Annotated in this window: 16 protein-coding genes and 1 riboswitch; all 16 genes read left to right on the top strand. The window is 44.8% G+C overall.

Annotated elements, in window-relative coordinates; translation table 11 throughout:
* Positions 1 to 184 precede the first annotated feature (184 nt).
* The 16 genes from NSS92_RS11180 (at position 185) to NSS92_RS11105 (ending at position 15,397) form a co-directional block, all read left to right on the top strand.
* On the top strand, positions 185 to 976 hold the full coding sequence (locus NSS92_RS11180) for a hypothetical protein (protein ID WP_340867961.1): 792 nt from the start codon (positions 185 to 187) through the stop codon (positions 974 to 976).
* Between the two features lie 204 nt (positions 977 to 1,180).
* Positions 1,181 to 1,735 carry a DUF2179 domain-containing protein gene (locus NSS92_RS11175; RefSeq protein ID WP_024424505.1) on the top strand — a complete coding sequence of 185 codons (555 nt, stop codon included), beginning with the start codon at positions 1,181 to 1,183 and terminating at the stop codon, positions 1,733 to 1,735.
* A complete protein-coding gene (locus NSS92_RS11170; RefSeq protein ID WP_012009137.1) occupies positions 1,732 to 1,932 on the top strand; it encodes an NETI motif-containing protein in 201 nt (66 codons plus the stop codon). The genes NSS92_RS11175 and NSS92_RS11170 overlap by 4 nt, the downstream gene beginning before the upstream one ends.
* 79 nt (positions 1,933 to 2,011) lie before the next feature.
* Positions 2,012 to 2,113: riboswitch (purine riboswitch) on the top strand.
* A gap of 169 nt (positions 2,114 to 2,282) precedes the next feature.
* Positions 2,283 to 2,771, top strand: coding sequence for a 5-(carboxyamino)imidazole ribonucleotide mutase (gene purE, locus NSS92_RS11165; protein WP_039183007.1), 489 nt, complete (start codon positions 2,283 to 2,285; stop codon positions 2,769 to 2,771).
* Complete coding sequence (gene purK / locus NSS92_RS11160) at positions 2,764 to 3,906, top strand: 5-(carboxyamino)imidazole ribonucleotide synthase (RefSeq protein WP_340867960.1); 1,143 nt, start codon at positions 2,764 to 2,766, stop codon at positions 3,904 to 3,906. Before purE ends, purK begins: the two co-directional genes overlap by 8 nt.
* Positions 3,903 to 5,198 carry an adenylosuccinate lyase gene (gene purB / locus NSS92_RS11155; RefSeq protein WP_024426701.1) on the top strand — a complete coding sequence of 432 codons (1,296 nt, stop codon included), beginning with the start codon at positions 3,903 to 3,905 and terminating at the stop codon, positions 5,196 to 5,198. The genes purK and purB overlap by 4 nt, the downstream gene beginning before the upstream one ends.
* A 72-nt stretch (positions 5,199 to 5,270) precedes the next feature.
* On the top strand, positions 5,271 to 5,993 hold the full coding sequence (purC, locus tag NSS92_RS11150; RefSeq protein WP_340867959.1) for a phosphoribosylaminoimidazolesuccinocarboxamide synthase: 723 nt from the start codon (positions 5,271 to 5,273) through the stop codon (positions 5,991 to 5,993).
* The gene (gene purS, locus NSS92_RS11145; protein WP_003214349.1) at positions 5,986 to 6,240 is read left to right on the top strand and encodes a phosphoribosylformylglycinamidine synthase subunit PurS; all 255 of its coding nucleotides are present in this window, start codon (positions 5,986 to 5,988) and stop codon (positions 6,238 to 6,240) included. The genes purC and purS overlap by 8 nt, the downstream gene beginning before the upstream one ends.
* Positions 6,237 to 6,920 (top strand): phosphoribosylformylglycinamidine synthase subunit PurQ, encoded by a 684-nt coding sequence (gene purQ / locus NSS92_RS11140; RefSeq protein ID WP_024424510.1) that lies wholly within the window; start codon positions 6,237 to 6,239, stop codon positions 6,918 to 6,920. The genes purS and purQ overlap by 4 nt, the downstream gene beginning before the upstream one ends.
* Complete coding sequence (purL, locus tag NSS92_RS11135; RefSeq protein ID WP_025092621.1) at positions 6,904 to 9,135, top strand: phosphoribosylformylglycinamidine synthase subunit PurL; 2,232 nt, start codon at positions 6,904 to 6,906, stop codon at positions 9,133 to 9,135. Before purQ ends, purL begins: the two co-directional genes overlap by 17 nt.
* A complete protein-coding gene (gene purF, locus NSS92_RS11130; protein ID WP_340867956.1) occupies positions 9,111 to 10,541 on the top strand; it encodes an amidophosphoribosyltransferase in 1,431 nt (476 codons plus the stop codon). Before purL ends, purF begins: the two co-directional genes overlap by 25 nt.
* A 96-nt stretch (positions 10,542 to 10,637) precedes the next feature.
* A complete protein-coding gene (gene purM, locus NSS92_RS11125; RefSeq protein WP_048240010.1) occupies positions 10,638 to 11,678 on the top strand; it encodes a phosphoribosylformylglycinamidine cyclo-ligase in 1,041 nt (346 codons plus the stop codon).
* A complete protein-coding gene (gene purN / locus NSS92_RS11120) occupies positions 11,675 to 12,244 on the top strand; it encodes a phosphoribosylglycinamide formyltransferase (protein WP_340867954.1) in 570 nt (189 codons plus the stop codon). The genes purM and purN overlap by 4 nt, the downstream gene beginning before the upstream one ends.
* Positions 12,245 to 12,259: 15 nt before the next feature.
* Entirely contained in the window at positions 12,260 to 13,798 is a 1,539-nt protein-coding gene (purH, locus tag NSS92_RS11115; RefSeq protein WP_323649527.1) for a bifunctional phosphoribosylaminoimidazolecarboxamide formyltransferase/IMP cyclohydrolase, read from the top strand.
* A gap of 12 nt (positions 13,799 to 13,810) precedes the next feature.
* Complete coding sequence (gene purD / locus NSS92_RS11110) at positions 13,811 to 15,085, top strand: phosphoribosylamine--glycine ligase (RefSeq protein WP_340867950.1); 1,275 nt, start codon at positions 13,811 to 13,813, stop codon at positions 15,083 to 15,085.
* A gap of 111 nt (positions 15,086 to 15,196) precedes the next feature.
* Entirely contained in the window at positions 15,197 to 15,397 is a 201-nt protein-coding gene (locus NSS92_RS11105; protein WP_340867948.1) for a hypothetical protein, read from the top strand.
* The last annotated feature ends 14 nt before the right edge of the window (positions 15,398 to 15,411 follow it).

Raw genomic sequence — 15,411 nt, 5'->3', positions numbered from 1 at the left:
CCGTCAGCTTTTTTGTTTTGTCTTATTTTCTGTCCGTTTTAAAACCTCTGCTGCCTTTTATCCGTCTATTCGTATGAACGTCAAGGAATCTTGACTGAATAGAGAGACTCCGCTACTTTAAGAGGAGTCATCCGAACAGATCATTTACTTGAGCCTGTAAGGATTGGATAGGAGTTGATATGAGATGTTAGAGAAAGATCAAGATCAGGGGACATCTGAAAAGAAAAACGAAGAGTCATCAATAGATCAAGAAACAAGGCAATCCCGCCTCAGCCGCAGCGCTGCAAAACGTGGAAGAACCTCAAAATCAGCGGATGATGAGCGTTCAGTTATCCAGCGTATACTGCAAGGTGTAGGAGGCGCGTTTAAGCGTTATGGTTCATATGGACTGGCGATGTTAAAATCACCGAGCCAGGCCATCAATCAAGCAGAATCATTGCGTATGAAGTACGCCTGGATCTCGATTGTGTTATTCAGCGTGTTTTTTGCTTTAGGCAACTATGTTCAATTAAAGGCGTCAAAGACCCGCTTATTAGGCTTTGGCATTCATTATTCTTTTGGCGACGCCTTTTTGAAGGTAGCGGTCTTTACACTCATTGTGTTGACATTGATGATGCTTACCGTCTGGCTGCTCGGAAAGTACATGCTAAAAGGCAACATATCACTGAAAGAAGTGATCATGAAGTTTGGCGCTGCACTTGTGCCGGTTTTGGTTTTATCCATCCTTTGGCTTGTATTTGCCATGCTGAATATTCCATATGTGACCGTCATATTATCCGTGATGATGTTTGTCGGCCTTCAGTTGATTGCGGTCGTGCTCTTTCGTTCGATTCAATCGGAGCATGATGCCGCATGTGGAGATTTGATGTATGCGGGCTGGGTCTTTTTATTGGTTGAGCTTGTCATCATTGCGCTGCTCTGGGGCATAGTCGGGGAGTATTTGATTCCATCACTTGTTCCTGTTCGATTTGGATAAAACACACTGAAAACCCCCTTTTTTGAAAAAGGGGGTTTTCATGTTGAGAAGAGAAAAAAACGGGTAAACTCTTGGTAACAAAGACCACCCTTGTTGTCGAAAGATATATGTGTTTTGATCGCGTAAATTTGATTGTATCAAGGTATGTTCTCTAGTAGAATATGGGGTGCTTTATTTGATTTTTTAGTGCAGGGGGTTCGAATCGTGCTTCAACAACTTTTATCCAATGCGTTCACCATGGTTTTAATCATTTTAGTGATTAATATTGTCTATGTGTCTTTTTCCACCATGCGTTTGATTTTAACAATGAAAGGCAGACGGTACGCAGCTGCTTTTGCGGGTACGATCGAAATGCTCATTTATGTCATTGGGTTAAGTATCGTTCTAGATAACTTAGATCAAATACAGAATGTCATTGCGTATGCGCTAGGTTATGGAATGGGGATCATTGTCGGGATGAAAATTGAAGAGAAGCTGGCACTTGGCTACACAACTGTTAACGTGATCACAAAAGAATTGGATGTCGATCTCCCAAGACAATTGAGAGAAAAAGGATATGGTGTCACCAGCTGGGTAGCAGGCGGTCTTGAAGGAGACCGGACAGCATTGCAAATTTTAACACCGAGAAAATATGAACTGCAATTATATGAAACGATTAAGACGCTGGATTCAAAGGCGTTTATCATTTCATATGAGCCCAAATCGATTCACGGCGGCTTCTGGGTGAAGGCTGTGAAGAAAAGGAGAATTAAAGAATGACCGCAAAACCAAAGAAGAAAAAATTCTATGTGGAAGACAACATGACGATTGATCAAGTGTTGTCCCAGATGGCAGCGGAAGGCTACTCGCCTGTCCGACGAATGGAGGAACCGATTTTTCAGGAAAAGAAGGAAAATGGGTCGATTCAGATCATTCCGATTGGGAAAAAAATCGTATTTGAAGGAAAAATAGTCTAAATCCGAACATTAAAACGACGACTTCATAGATTGTTCGATAAATCCGTTGACATCATGAACATCCGTTGTTAAGATAAACATGAAATCAAAACACGAGCCTCATATAATCTTGGGAATATGGCCCATAAGTTTCTACCCAGTTACCGTAAATGACTGGACTATGCAGGATAGTGAACAAAACTGACATGGCAATTCAAAAGCGAACAGCGCTTACCATGGCCCGGTTTGTGTTGCTTCCTAACAATGCAATGCAAATCGGGCCTTTTTGTTCGGCGTTTGACAAGCTGCTTAGGTTTGGGAAGCGTGTCAAACGATACAAAATCGAATATCAGCTTAAAGGTGGGGACAAAATGAAGCCGCTTGTAGGTGTCATCATGGGAAGTACATCTGATTGGGAAACAATGAAAAATGCGTGCGACATCTTAGAGGAATTAAACATTCCGTATGAAAAACAGGTGGTATCCGCACACCGGACACCTGACTTGATGTTTGAATATGCGACTGAAGCAAGAGGTAAAGGACTAAAGGTCATCATTGCCGGTGCTGGAGGCGCAGCACATTTACCGGGGATGGTCGCAGCAAAAACGACACTGCCGGTCATTGGTGTGCCCGTACAATCAAAAGCACTAAACGGGCTGGATTCCTTATTATCCATCGTTCAAATGCCAGGCGGTGTACCAGTTGCTACAGTAGCAATTGGCAAAGCCGGTGCAACAAATGCAGGCCTTCTTGCCGCACAAATGATTTCAGCATTTGATGAAACGATCGCAGCTCGCCTTGAAGAAAGAAGAGAGCAGACAAAACAGACTGTACTAGAAAGCAGTGATCAGCTTGGCTAAGCAGACCATTTTTCCAAACGCAACCATCGGGATCATTGGCGGCGGACAGCTTGGCAGATATATGGCTGTCAGCGCAAAGCAAATGGGGTACCGGGCAGCAGTTCTAGACCCAGTTGCACAATCTCCTTGCGGACAGGTTGCGGATACAGAAATCACAGCCGCATATAGTGACCTTGAAGCGATTCGAAAGCTGGCAGAAATCAGCGATGTGGTGACTTATGAGTTTGAAAATATTGATTATGATGCACTCAATCAGCTGAAGGAAGAAGCCTATTTACCACAAGGAAGCGACCTTCTCCTTTTAACTCAAAATCGTGAGACCGAGAAAAAAGGAATTGTAGACGCAGGCTGTGAAGTAGCGCCTTACCGCATCATTCATGATGAAAAAGAGCTGGAAGATGCAGTGGACGTGCTCAGTTTGCCAGCCGTGCTGAAAACATGCAGAGGCGGCTACGACGGAAAAGGACAGTACGTCATTAAAGAAAAAGGACAGCTTCAGGAAGCAGCTGCACTGCTCACACATGGAACTTGTATTTTAGAAAGCTGGGTTCCATTCCAAATGGAGCTCTCGGTGATCGTCACTCGTTCTGTTCATGGAGAGATTGCAGTATTCCCAGTCGCTGAGAACATTCATAAGCACAATATTTTGTTCCAAAGCATTGTACCTGCAAGGGTAGAGGACCGCATTCAGGAGAAGGCGAAAGAACTGGCAACAACACTGGCTGAAAAGCTGGGGCTGGTTGGTACTCTTGCTGTAGAACTGTTCCTGACAAATGACGGAAAGCTGCTCGTCAATGAACTGGCACCACGCCCGCATAATTCTGGTCATTATACGCTCGATTTATGTGAGACAAGTCAGTTTGAACAGCACGTCCGCGCTATATGTGGTTTGCCGCTTGGCGGTACAGCCCTTTTATCAGAGGGAATGATGGTGAATTTATTAGGCGATGAAGTGGACATTCCAAAAGAGCATCCTGAGCTTCTCAAAGAAGCGAAGCTTTATCTATATGGAAAGCATGAAGTAAAAGCCGGCCGCAAAATGGGGCATATGACGTTTATGAAACAGCTCGATGATGAGTGGATGACAAACATCACAAAGTTATGGACTGAAAGAGATGGAGGAAACGGGAAATGATCGAACGTTACGCACGACCAGAAATGTCAGCAATCTGGACAGAGGAAAACAAATTTAATGCATGGCTTGAAGTAGAAATTCTCGCTTGTGAAGCTTGGGCAGAGCTTGGCGTCATTCCGAAAGAAGACGTTGTGACCATGCGCAAGAATGCAAGCTTTGATATTGGACGTATTTTAGAGATTGAACAAGACACGCGCCACGACGTGGTTGCCTTTACGCGTGCTGTCTCTGAATCTCTAGGAGAAGAAAGAAAGTGGGTTCATTACGGGTTAACATCGACAGACGTAGTGGATACGGCGCTTTCATATTTATTAAAACAGGCGAACGATATCTTGCTCAAGGACATTGAGAGATTTGTTGACATACTAAAAGAAAAAGCAAAAGAGCACAAATATACCGTCATGATGGGCCGTACACACGGTGTACACGCTGAACCGACAACATTTGGCCTGAAGCTTGGTCTTTGGTACGAAGAAATGAAGCGTAACCTAGAACGTTTTAAACAAGCAAAAGCTGGCATTGAATATGGCAAAATCTCTGGAGCTGTTGGCACATATGCGAACATCGACCCGTTTGTTGAGCAATATGTATGTGAGAAACTTGGCATCAAAGCTGCACCAATTTCAACCCAAACCTTGCAGCGTGACCGCCATGCAGATTACATGGCTACTCTTGCTTTAGTCGCAACGAGCATTGAGAAATTTGCTGTTGAAATTCGTGGTCTTCAAAAGAGTGAAACACGTGAAGTAGAAGAGTTCTTTGCAAAAGGACAAAAAGGATCATCAGCAATGCCGCATAAGCGTAACCCAATCGGTTCTGAGAATATGACGGGAATTGCCCGCGTGATCCGTGGATATATGCTGACAGCTTATGAAAATGTACCGCTTTGGCATGAGCGTGATATTTCTCATTCATCTGCTGAGCGCATCATTTTACCAGATGCAACGATTGCACTGAACTACATGCTCAACCGTTTCTCAAACATCGTGAAAAACTTAACGGTTTTCCCTGAAAACATGAAGCGCAACATGGACCGCACACTTGGCTTAATTTACTCACAGCGCGTTCTTCTTGCATTAATTGATACAGGTATGGCACGTGAAGAGGCATATGACACGGTTCAGCCAAAGGCAATGGAAGCGTGGGAGAAGCAAGTACCGTTCCGTTCATTAGTAGAAGCAGAAGAAAAAATCACGTCACGCTTAACACCTGAACAAATCGCTGACTGCTTCGATTACAACTATCATTTGAAAAATGTCGATATGATTTTCGAACGTCTAGGTCTTGCGTAAGAAATGGGCCGCCTGCTAGGCAGGCGCCCAATCCTGAAAATTGCCAACATTCAAATTAGGAGGCCAACCTGAATGACTGTGAAACAAGAACTTCTCTACGAAGGCAAAGCGAAAAGAATCTATCAGACCGATGACGAGCATATTTTATATGTCGAATATAAAGACTCAGCTACAGCATTTAACGGCGAAAAGAAAGCCGAAATCGAAGGCAAAGGCAGACTGAACAACGAAATTTCGAGCTTAATCTTTCAAATGCTGCATGAAAAAGGGGTCAACAATCACTTTGTGAAGCGCCTTTCTGAAACAGAGCAGCTCATTCAAAAGGTGCAGATTGTTCCGCTTGAAGTGGTTGTACGTAATGTGGTGGCAGGCAGTATGTCAAAACGCCTCGGCATTCCAGAGGGAACAAAACTCGACACACCTTTGATTGAGTTTTACTACAAAGATGATGCGCTCGGCGATCCGCTCATTACAGAAGATCATATTCGCATTTTAGATGCAGCGACACCAGAGCAGGTCGAGGAAATGAAACAGATCACAAGACAAGTGAATGAAGAGTTAAAGCAAATCTTCTCAGACTGCCATGTGAATTTAATTGATTTCAAGCTTGAATTCGGAATAGATCACGAGAATCGTATTTTGCTAGCTGATGAGATTTCACCTGATACGTGCAGGCTTTGGGACAAAGATACAAACGAAAAGCTTGATAAAGACGTGTTCAGACGAAACCTGGGCGGCTTAACGAATGCATACGAAGAAATTTTCAAAAGACTTGGAGGCCATAAACATGTATAAAGTGAAAATTTTTGTCAGCTTAAAAGAGAGCGTTCTTGATCCACAAGGAAGTGCCGTGCAGCACGCTTTGCACAGCATGTCTTATCAGGAAGTAAAGGATGTCCGTATCGGGAAATACATGGAGCTTGTCATTGAAAAATCAGATCGTGATTTAGACACAGTCGTCAAAGAAATGTGCGAAAAATTACTTGCCAACACGGTGATTGAAGATTACCGCTATGAGGTGGAGGAGGTTGTCGCACAGTGAAGTTTGCAGTGATCGTCTTGCCTGGCTCTAACTGTGATATCGATATGTACCATGCGATTCAAGATGAGCTAGGTGAACAAGTTGAATATGTATGGCACGACGAAACGAGTCTTGACGGATTTGACGGTGTACTCGTACCAGGCGGTTTCTCTTATGGGGATTACTTAAGATGTGGTGCGATCGCCCGCTTCTCAAACATCATGCCGGCGGTGAAAAAAGCAGCTGAGGAAGGAAAACCTGTTCTTGGTGTTTGTAACGGGTTCCAAATTCTTCAGGAGCTTGGCATTCTTCCGGGTGCGATGAGACGAAATAAAGACTTGAAGTTTATCTGTCGTCCAGTTGAACTCATTGTAGAAAACAACGAAACGCAATTTACAAGCGGTTATCAAAAAGGCGAATCCATTACGATTCCTGTAGCGCACGGTGAAGGCAACTTCTACTGTGACGAAGACACTTTAGCGAAGCTCATTGAACGCGGCCAAATCGCTTTCACTTATGGAGACGATATTAACGGCAGTGTGAATCGTATTGCAGGTGTAACGAATGAAGAGGGCAATGTACTCGGCATGATGCCGCACCCTGAGCGCGCGGTTGATTCATTACTAGGCAGCGCAGACGGACTTAAATTGTTTCAATCTATCGTGAAAAATTGGAGGGACACTCATGTCACTACTGCTTGAACCAAGTCACAAGCAAATTAAAGAAGAGAAATTGTATCAGCAAATGGGATTGAGTGATGAAGAATTCGCTTTAATCGAATCCATTATTGGCAGGCTGCCAAACTACACAGAAACGGGCATTTTTTCTGTCATGTGGTCAGAGCATTGCAGTTATAAAAACTCAAAGCCTGTTTTAAGCAAATTCCCGACAAAAGGAGAGCACGTCCTTCAAGGTCCTGGGGAAGGCGCTGGCATCGTTGATATTGGAGACAACCAAGCGGTTGTATTTAAAATCGAATCACATAACCATCCATCTGCGATTGAACCGTATCAAGGAGCGGCGACAGGTGTCGGCGGAATTATCCGTGATGTATTCTCCATGGGTGCGCGTCCAATTGCTGTATTAAACTCTCTTCGTTTTGGTGAACTGACTTCACCGCGTGTGAAGTACTTGTTTGAAGAAGTAGTGGCAGGGATCGCAGGCTATGGAAACTGTATCGGAATTCCAACAGTCGGCGGAGAGGTTCATTTCGATCAAAGCTATGAAGGCAACCCGCTTGTGAATGCGATGTGTGTTGGATTAATCAACCATGAAGACATCAAAAAAGGGCAGGCAAAAGGTGTCGGCAACACGGTCATGTACGTTGGTGCCAAAACGGGACGTGACGGGATTCACGGTGCAACATTTGCATCTGAGGAATTTTCTGATGAATCAGAAGAAAAACGCTCAGCTGTTCAAGTCGGTGATCCGTTCATGGAAAAACTGCTGCTTGAAGCGTGCCTTGAAGTCATCAAAAACGATGCACTCGTTGGAATTCAGGATATGGGAGCGGCTGGCTTAACAAGCTCAAGTGCGGAAATGGCGAGCAAAGCAGGTTCTGGTATCGAGATGAATCTAGACCTTATCCCGCAGCGTGAAACAGGCATGTCAGCATATGAAATGATGCTGTCTGAATCTCAAGAGAGAATGCTTTTGGTCATTGAAAAAGGCCGTGAACAAGAAATCATTGATATTTTTGAAAAATACGATCTTGAAGCAGTATCAGTCGGTCATGTGACAGACGACAAAATGCTTCGTTTACTTCACCAAGGTGAAGTGGTATGTGAGCTTCCTGTTGATGCACTTGCAGAAGAAGCACCGGTTTATCACAAACCGTCAAGTGAGCCTGCCTACTACCGTGAGTTTTTAGAAACAAAAGTGGAAGCACCTGCTATCACAGATGCAGCCGAAACGTTAAAGCAGCTCCTTCAGCAGCCAACAATTGCAAGTAAAGAATGGGTTTATGATCAATATGACTACATGGTTCGGACAAATACAGTGGTTGCACCAGGCTCTGATGCGGGCGTACTAAGAATCCGTGGAACGAAAAAAGCCCTTGCGATGACAACCGATTGTAACGCACGTTATCTGTACCTTGATCCAGAGGTTGGCGGGAAAATTGCAGTCGCAGAAGCAGCTCGTAACATTGTGTGCTCAGGCGCTCGTCCGCTTGCAGTAACAGATAACCTAAACTTCGGTAATCCAGAAAAACCAGAAATTTTCTGGCAAATTGAAAAATCTGCTGACGGTATTAGCGAAGCGTGCCGCAAGCTAAGCACACCGGTTATCGGTGGGAACGTCTCTTTATATAACGAATCAAATGGAACAGCCATTTACCCAACACCGGTCATTGGGATGGTTGGTTTGGTTGAAGACACAGCTCATATTACGACGCAGTCGTTCCAGCAGGCTGGCGATGTGATTTTCGTCATTGGTGAGACGAAGGAAGAATTTGCAGGCAGTGAGCTTCAAAAGATGACAGAAGGCCGTATTTACGGAAAAGCACCAGAAATTGATTTGGATGTAGAGCTCACGCGTCAGGAAGCCCTTCTTGCTGCGATTCAAAACGGACTTGTTCAATCAGCTCACGATGTGTCTGAAGGCGGTCTTGGTGTAGCACTTGCTGAAAGTACATTTGGAACAGACGGCCTTGGCGCTCATATCCAAATTGATTTAAACAGCGAAGCTTCATTATTTAGTGAAACACAGTCACGTTTTGTCGTCACAGTGAAACCAGAGCACCGCGAAGCGTTTGCTGCGGCTGTCAAAGATGCGAAAGAAGTTGGAACGGTTACAAATGATGGTGTATTCACTGTCAAAAATCAAGAAGGACAACAATGGATTCATGCAGCGGTCAACGAGCTTGAACGCGCATGGAAAGGAGCGATCCCATGCTTGCTGAAATCAGAGGCTTAAACGAAGAGTGTGGCGTCTTTGGGGTTTGGGGACACGAAGAAGCCTCGCAAATCACATATTACGGATTGCATAGCCTTCAGCACCGCGGACAAGAAGGTGCGGGAATCATTGCAACAGATGGTGAAAACCTGACGGCACATAAAGGCCTTGGACTGATTACGGAAGTCTTTCAAAACGGTGAGCTAAAGGATTTGAAAGGAAAAGGTGCAATCGGACACGTTCGGTATGCGACAGCAGGCGGAGGCGGCTTTGAAAATGTGCAGCCCCTCTTCTTCCGCTCGCAAAACAATGGCAGCCTTGCCCTTGCTCATAATGGAAACTTAGTGAATGCAACACAGTTAAAGCAGCAGCTAGAGAACCAAGGGAGTATTTTTCAGACCTCTTCTGACACTGAAGTGCTCGCTCATTTAATTAAGCGCAGCGGCTATATGGAATTGAAAGAGCAGATCAAAAATGCCCTGTCCATGCTTAAAGGAGCCTATGCTTTCTTAATTATGACGGAAACAGAAATGATTGTGGCGCTTGATCCGAACGGCTTACGTCCGCTTTCACTTGGTATGCTTGGGGACGCGTATGTTGTTGCTTCTGAAACATGTGCATTTGATGTTGTCGGTGCCACGTATTTACGAGATGTGGAGCCTGGCGAAATGCTGATCATTAATGATGAAGGCATGAAATCTGAACGCTTCTCCATGAACATTAACCGCAGCATGTGCAGCATGGAGTACATTTATTTCTCAAGACCTGACAGCAATATCAACGGCATCAACGTGCATAGTGCGAGAAAGAACCTTGGCAAAAAGCTTGCTGAGGAAGCGCATGTTGAAGCAGATGTTGTGACAGGTGTACCAGATTCGAGTATTTCTGCAGCGATTGGTTATGCCGAAGCAACAGGTATTCCATATGAGCTCGGTTTGATTAAAAACCGTTATGTCGGACGTACCTTTATTCAGCCGTCTCAAGCATTGCGTGAGCAGGGCGTGCGCATGAAGCTGTCTGCTGTGCGCGGGGTCGTCGAAGGAAAGCGTGTCGTAATGGTAGATGATTCCATCGTACGCGGAACAACGAGTCGCCGCATTGTGACGATGCTAAGAGAAGCGGGTGCGACGGAAGTCCATGTCCGCATTAGTTCGCCGCCAATCGCACATCCGTGTTTTTATGGAATTGATACGTCCACACATGAAGAGCTGATTGCTTCTTCTCATTCAGTGGAAGAAATTAGACAGGAAATCGGAGCAGACTCCATTGCATTTTTATCTGTAGACGGTTTAATGGACGGGATTGGCAGGAAGTATGATGATCCGCAGCGCGGTCAATGTTTAGCATGCTTTACTGGGAAATACCCCACTGAAATTTATGAAGATACGGTTCTTCCGCATGTGAAGGAAACAGCACTGACGAAATAATCGAATAAAGGAGCAGCAGTCAAGATGATTTGATATGCTGCTCTTTCATTCTGCTGAAAATAAATGGAAGAGAAGCAGCTAAAAGGAGTGAATGGGATGTCAGAAGCATATAAAAACGCCGGTGTCGACATCGAAGCAGGATACGAAGCCGTCAAACGAATGAAAACACACGTAGAACGTACAAAAAGAGCAGGCGTCATGGGTGCTCTAGGCGGATTTGGCGGTATGTTTGATTTATCTGAGCTGCCATACAAAAAGCCCGTTCTTGTCTCAGGAACAGATGGTGTCGGAACAAAATTAAAGCTTGCCTTTTTAATGGATCAACACGATACGATCGGTGTTGATGCCGTGGCGATGTGTGTCAACGATGTGCTGGCACAAGGGGCAGAGCCGCTCTTTTTCTTAGATTACTTAGCAGTTGGTAAAGCAGATCCTTTGAAAATTGAATCTATTGTTAAAGGTGTGGCTGATGGCTGTGAGCAGTCTGGTTCAGCACTTGTCGGCGGAGAGACAGCAGAAATGCCGGGTCTTTACACCGAAGATGAATATGATATTGCTGGTTTTTCAGTAGGCGTCGTTGAAAAGGATGAAATCGTGACAGGAGAGAGCATCAAAGAGGGGCACTTGCTCATTGGACTCAGCTCAAGCGGAATTCATAGCAATGGGTACTCTCTCGTTCGTAAAGTATTGCTGGAAGACGCTGGTCTGGATCTGCATCAAACGTATGAACCTTTTACAAGACCGCTTGGAGAAGAGCTTCTTGAACCGACCAAAATTTATGTGAAGCCCGTCCTCAAACAAGTGAAAGCCGGCAAGATTGACGGTATGGCACATGTGACAGGCGGCGGCTTTATTGAAAATTTACCACGTATGCTGCCTGAAGGGCTTGGCGTTGAGATTGATAACGGCTCATGGCCAGTACCGCCAATTTTCTCCTTTATTCAAGAAAAAGGACAGTTAAAGGCAGAAGAAATGTTCAACGTGTTTAATATGGGTATTGGTTTTGTCTTAGCGGTAAAAGAAGATGACCTTGTCGAAGTGATCAGAGGACTTGAAGAAGACGGAGAGAAAGCATTTCTCATCGGTCGTGTTCAAAAAGGAGAAGGTGTCACATTCGGCGGTGGAAGCCTCTCATGAAGAAGTTTGCGATCTTCGCCTCTGGAAGCGGGACGAATTTTCAAGCCATTATGGATACATTAAAAAAAGAACAGTGGCAGGCAGAGGCCGCCATTGTGATTTGTGATAAACCAGGTGCAAAGGTGCTGGAGCGTGCTGAGAAAGAGGGCATTCCCTCCTTTGCATTTACCCCGAAGGCTTTTCCGAATAAAGCCGCTTTTGAACAAACGATCATTGAACAGCTTAGGCTGCATGAAGTGGAATGGGTTTTCCTTGCTGGGTATATGAGACTGATTGGTCCGACATTACTTGAAGCATTCAAAGGGAAAATTGTTAATATCCATCCGTCCTTGCTGCCAGCCTTCCCAGGGCTGGATGCCATTGGCCAAGCCTATCAAGCAGGTGTCAAAGTGGCGGGCATCACCGTCCATTTTGTCGATGAAGGCATGGATACAGGTCCGATCATTGACCAAGCGTCGATTTACATCGAACAAGGGGAAGAGCTTGAATCGATTGAAAAAAGAATGCATGAACTAGAACACACACTATATCCAAAAGTGATCAAATCACTTTTAGAATTATCTTAATGAGGTGACGAAGACATGACGATCAAACGCGCATTAATCAGTGTTTCCGATAAAACGAATCTTGTACCTTTTGTGAAAGAATTAACAGAACTTGGCGTTGAAGTGATTTCAACTGGAGGTACACACAAGCTTCTTCAAGAGAACGGCATCAATGTCATTGGGATTTCTGAAGTCACTGGATTCCCTGAAATCATGGACGGACGACTCAAAACACTTCACCCGAACATTCATGGTGGACTTTTAGCAGTGAGAGAAAACGATGAGCATATGGCACAGATTGAAAAGCATGGCATTCAGCCGATTGATCTTGTTGTCGTGAACCTTTATCCATTCAAAGAGACGATTTCAAAAGACGATGTGACGTATGAAGAAGCGATTGAAAACATTGATATCGGCGGACCGGGAATGCTTCGTGCAGCATCAAAAAACCACCAAGACGTAACCGTGATTGTCGATCCTCGTGACTATGATACAGTCATTCAGCAAATCAAAGACGGCGGCGTGTCATTAGAGAAAAAACGTGAGCTTGCTGCCAAAGTCTTCCGTCATACGGCTGCTTACGATGCTCTGATTGCCGATTACTTAACAAACTTTGTCGGCGAAACAGAGCCAGAACAGTTCACTGTCACGTTTGAGAAAAAACAATCCCTTCGTTATGGCGAAAACCCGCACCAAGCGGCGACTTTCTATGAAAATGCTCTTCCAGCCAAAGGTTCTTTGGCTACTGCAAAGCAATTACATGGAAAAGAACTTTCCTACAACAATATCAAAGATGCAGATGCCGCTCTTCAAATTGTACGTGAATTCACGGAGCCGGCCGCTGTCGCTGTGAAGCATATGAACCCGTGCGGCGTTGGTACAGGAGAAACGATTGCAGAAGCATTTGACAGAGCATTCAAGGCAGATGAAACTTCTATTTTTGGCGGCATTGTGGCACTTAACCGTGAAGTAGACAAACAAACGGCTGAGGTGCTGCATACGATTTTCTTAGAAATTGTCATCGCCCCATCGTTCAGCCAAGAAGCACTTGACGTGTTAACGGCGAAAAAGAACCTTCGTCTATTAACATTAGATGTAGAAGCGGATCTCGGGAAAAAAGAAAAGCAGCTGACAAGTGTCCACGGTGGATTGCTTGTTCAGGATATTGACACGTATGGCTTAGAGGAAGCAACGATCTCTATTCCAACGAAAAGAGAACCAACAGAGGACGAATGGAAAGACTTAAAGCTTGCTTGGAAAGTGGTCAAGCATGTGAAATCAAATGCCATTGTCCTTGCGAAAGATCAAATGACGGCAGGGATCGGTGCTGGTCAAATGAACCGTGTCGGCTCAGCTAACATTGCCATTGAACAAGCAGGTGAAAAGGCAAAAGGAAGCGCACTAGGCTCTGATGCATTCTTCCCAATGGGCGATACAGTGGAAGCTGCTGCAAAGGCAGGCGTCACAGCGATTATTCAGCCAGGCGGATCTATTCGTGACGAAGAATCGATTCAAAAAGCAGATGAATACGGCATCGCCATGGTCTTCACTGGCGTTAGACATTTCAAACATTAAGGGGGTGACAGTGTGAACGTATTAATTATCGGCAGAGGCGGAAGAGAGCATACCATCGCTTGGAAAGTGAATCAAAGTGAACTTGTCAGCCAAGTATTTGTCGCACCCGGAAATGATGGAATGACAGATGCTGCGAAGCTTGTACCAATCGACGAAGGTAATCACGAGGCATTAATTCGTTTTGCAAAAGAAAACGAGATCGGCTTAACCATTGTTGGTCCAGAGGTTCCTTTAATTGCAGGTGTCGTTGATGCATTTGAAGAAGCAGGTCTGAAAGTATTTGGACCAAATGCAAAGGCAGCGGTGATTGAGGGCTCAAAAGAATTTGCAAAAGACTTAATGAAGAATTACGATATCCCGACGGCTGCCTATGCTGCTTTTACATCGTTTGAAGAAGCAAAGGCGTATGTGGAAGAAAAGGGTGCGCCGATTGTTATTAAAGCAGACGGGCTTGCCGCAGGAAAAGGTGTGACAGTGGCCATGACGCTTGAAGAGGCGGTCGATTGTCTGCATGATTTCTTAGAGGATGAAAAGTTTGGCGATGCAAGTGCATCTGTCGTCATCGAAGAATTTTTAACAGGCGAGGAATTTTCACTCATGGCCTTTGTCAACGGAGAAAAGGTGTACCCGATGGTGATTGCGCAGGATCACAAACGGGCCTTTGAAGATGACAAAGGGCCGAATACAGGCGGAATGGGCGCTTATTCACCAGTTCCGCAAATTTCAGATGAAGTAGTTCAGAAAGCGGTGGAAGATGTCGTCAAACCGGCAGCGCGTGCGATGGTGCAGGAAGGGCGTCCGTTTACAGGCATTTTATATGCAGGTTTAATGCTGACACCAGAAGGCTCAAAGGTGATTGAATTCAATGCACGCTTTGGCGACCCTGAAACGCAGGTGGTTCTCCCTCGTCTTGAATCAGATCTAGTCCAAGTATTCCTCGATATTCTAGATGGAAAAGATGTGGACTTACAGTGGAAAGACACTGCGGCTGTCAGTGTGGTTCTTGCATCAGAAGGGTACCCAGAAGACTATGCAAAAGGGACGCCGATCGGTGCTTTGCAAACGACTGTCACTGATGTTGTGACCTTCCATGCAGGAACAAAAAAAGAAAACGATCAATTCGTCACAAATGGCGGCCGTGTAGCGAATGTGACCGCATTTGACGATACATTTGAAGCGGCAAGATCAAGAGTGTATGAAGCGGTTGAAGAAATCATACAGCCAGGTCTATTTTATCGCCGTGACATCGGTGCCCGTGCGCTGAAGGCTGCGGGGAAAAACGTTTAATCAAAACACCTTTCTATCTGACGAGATGGAAAGGTGTTTTTTGTTCATGAGAAGGGATGATGCTCGAATATGAAGAAGTAGTATGGGATGACGAGTTTATGAGGAGGCAGCATGATCATTCAAGGAATCATTCTATTTGCAATCATATTACTTATTTTATTTATACTGTTCTCAAATCTCATCATGTATGAAGCGGGAAAGCAAAACAAAGCCAAAAAAGGCTCAGCCATTAGGTATATGATCATGTCGATTTTTTCTGGTATCGTCATTGTTTCATTTTCCATTTGGATTTTTTTGTTAGCTGATTTATAAAGAGAGGATGAGTA

This window comes from Bacillus sp. FSL M8-0166 (assembly GCF_038008825.1).
Taxonomy (GTDB): domain Bacteria; phylum Bacillota; class Bacilli; order Bacillales; family Bacillaceae; genus Bacillus; species Bacillus safensis.
The sequence above is the reverse complement of the archived record's forward strand: the minus strand, read 5'-3'. Positions and strand labels throughout refer to the sequence as shown.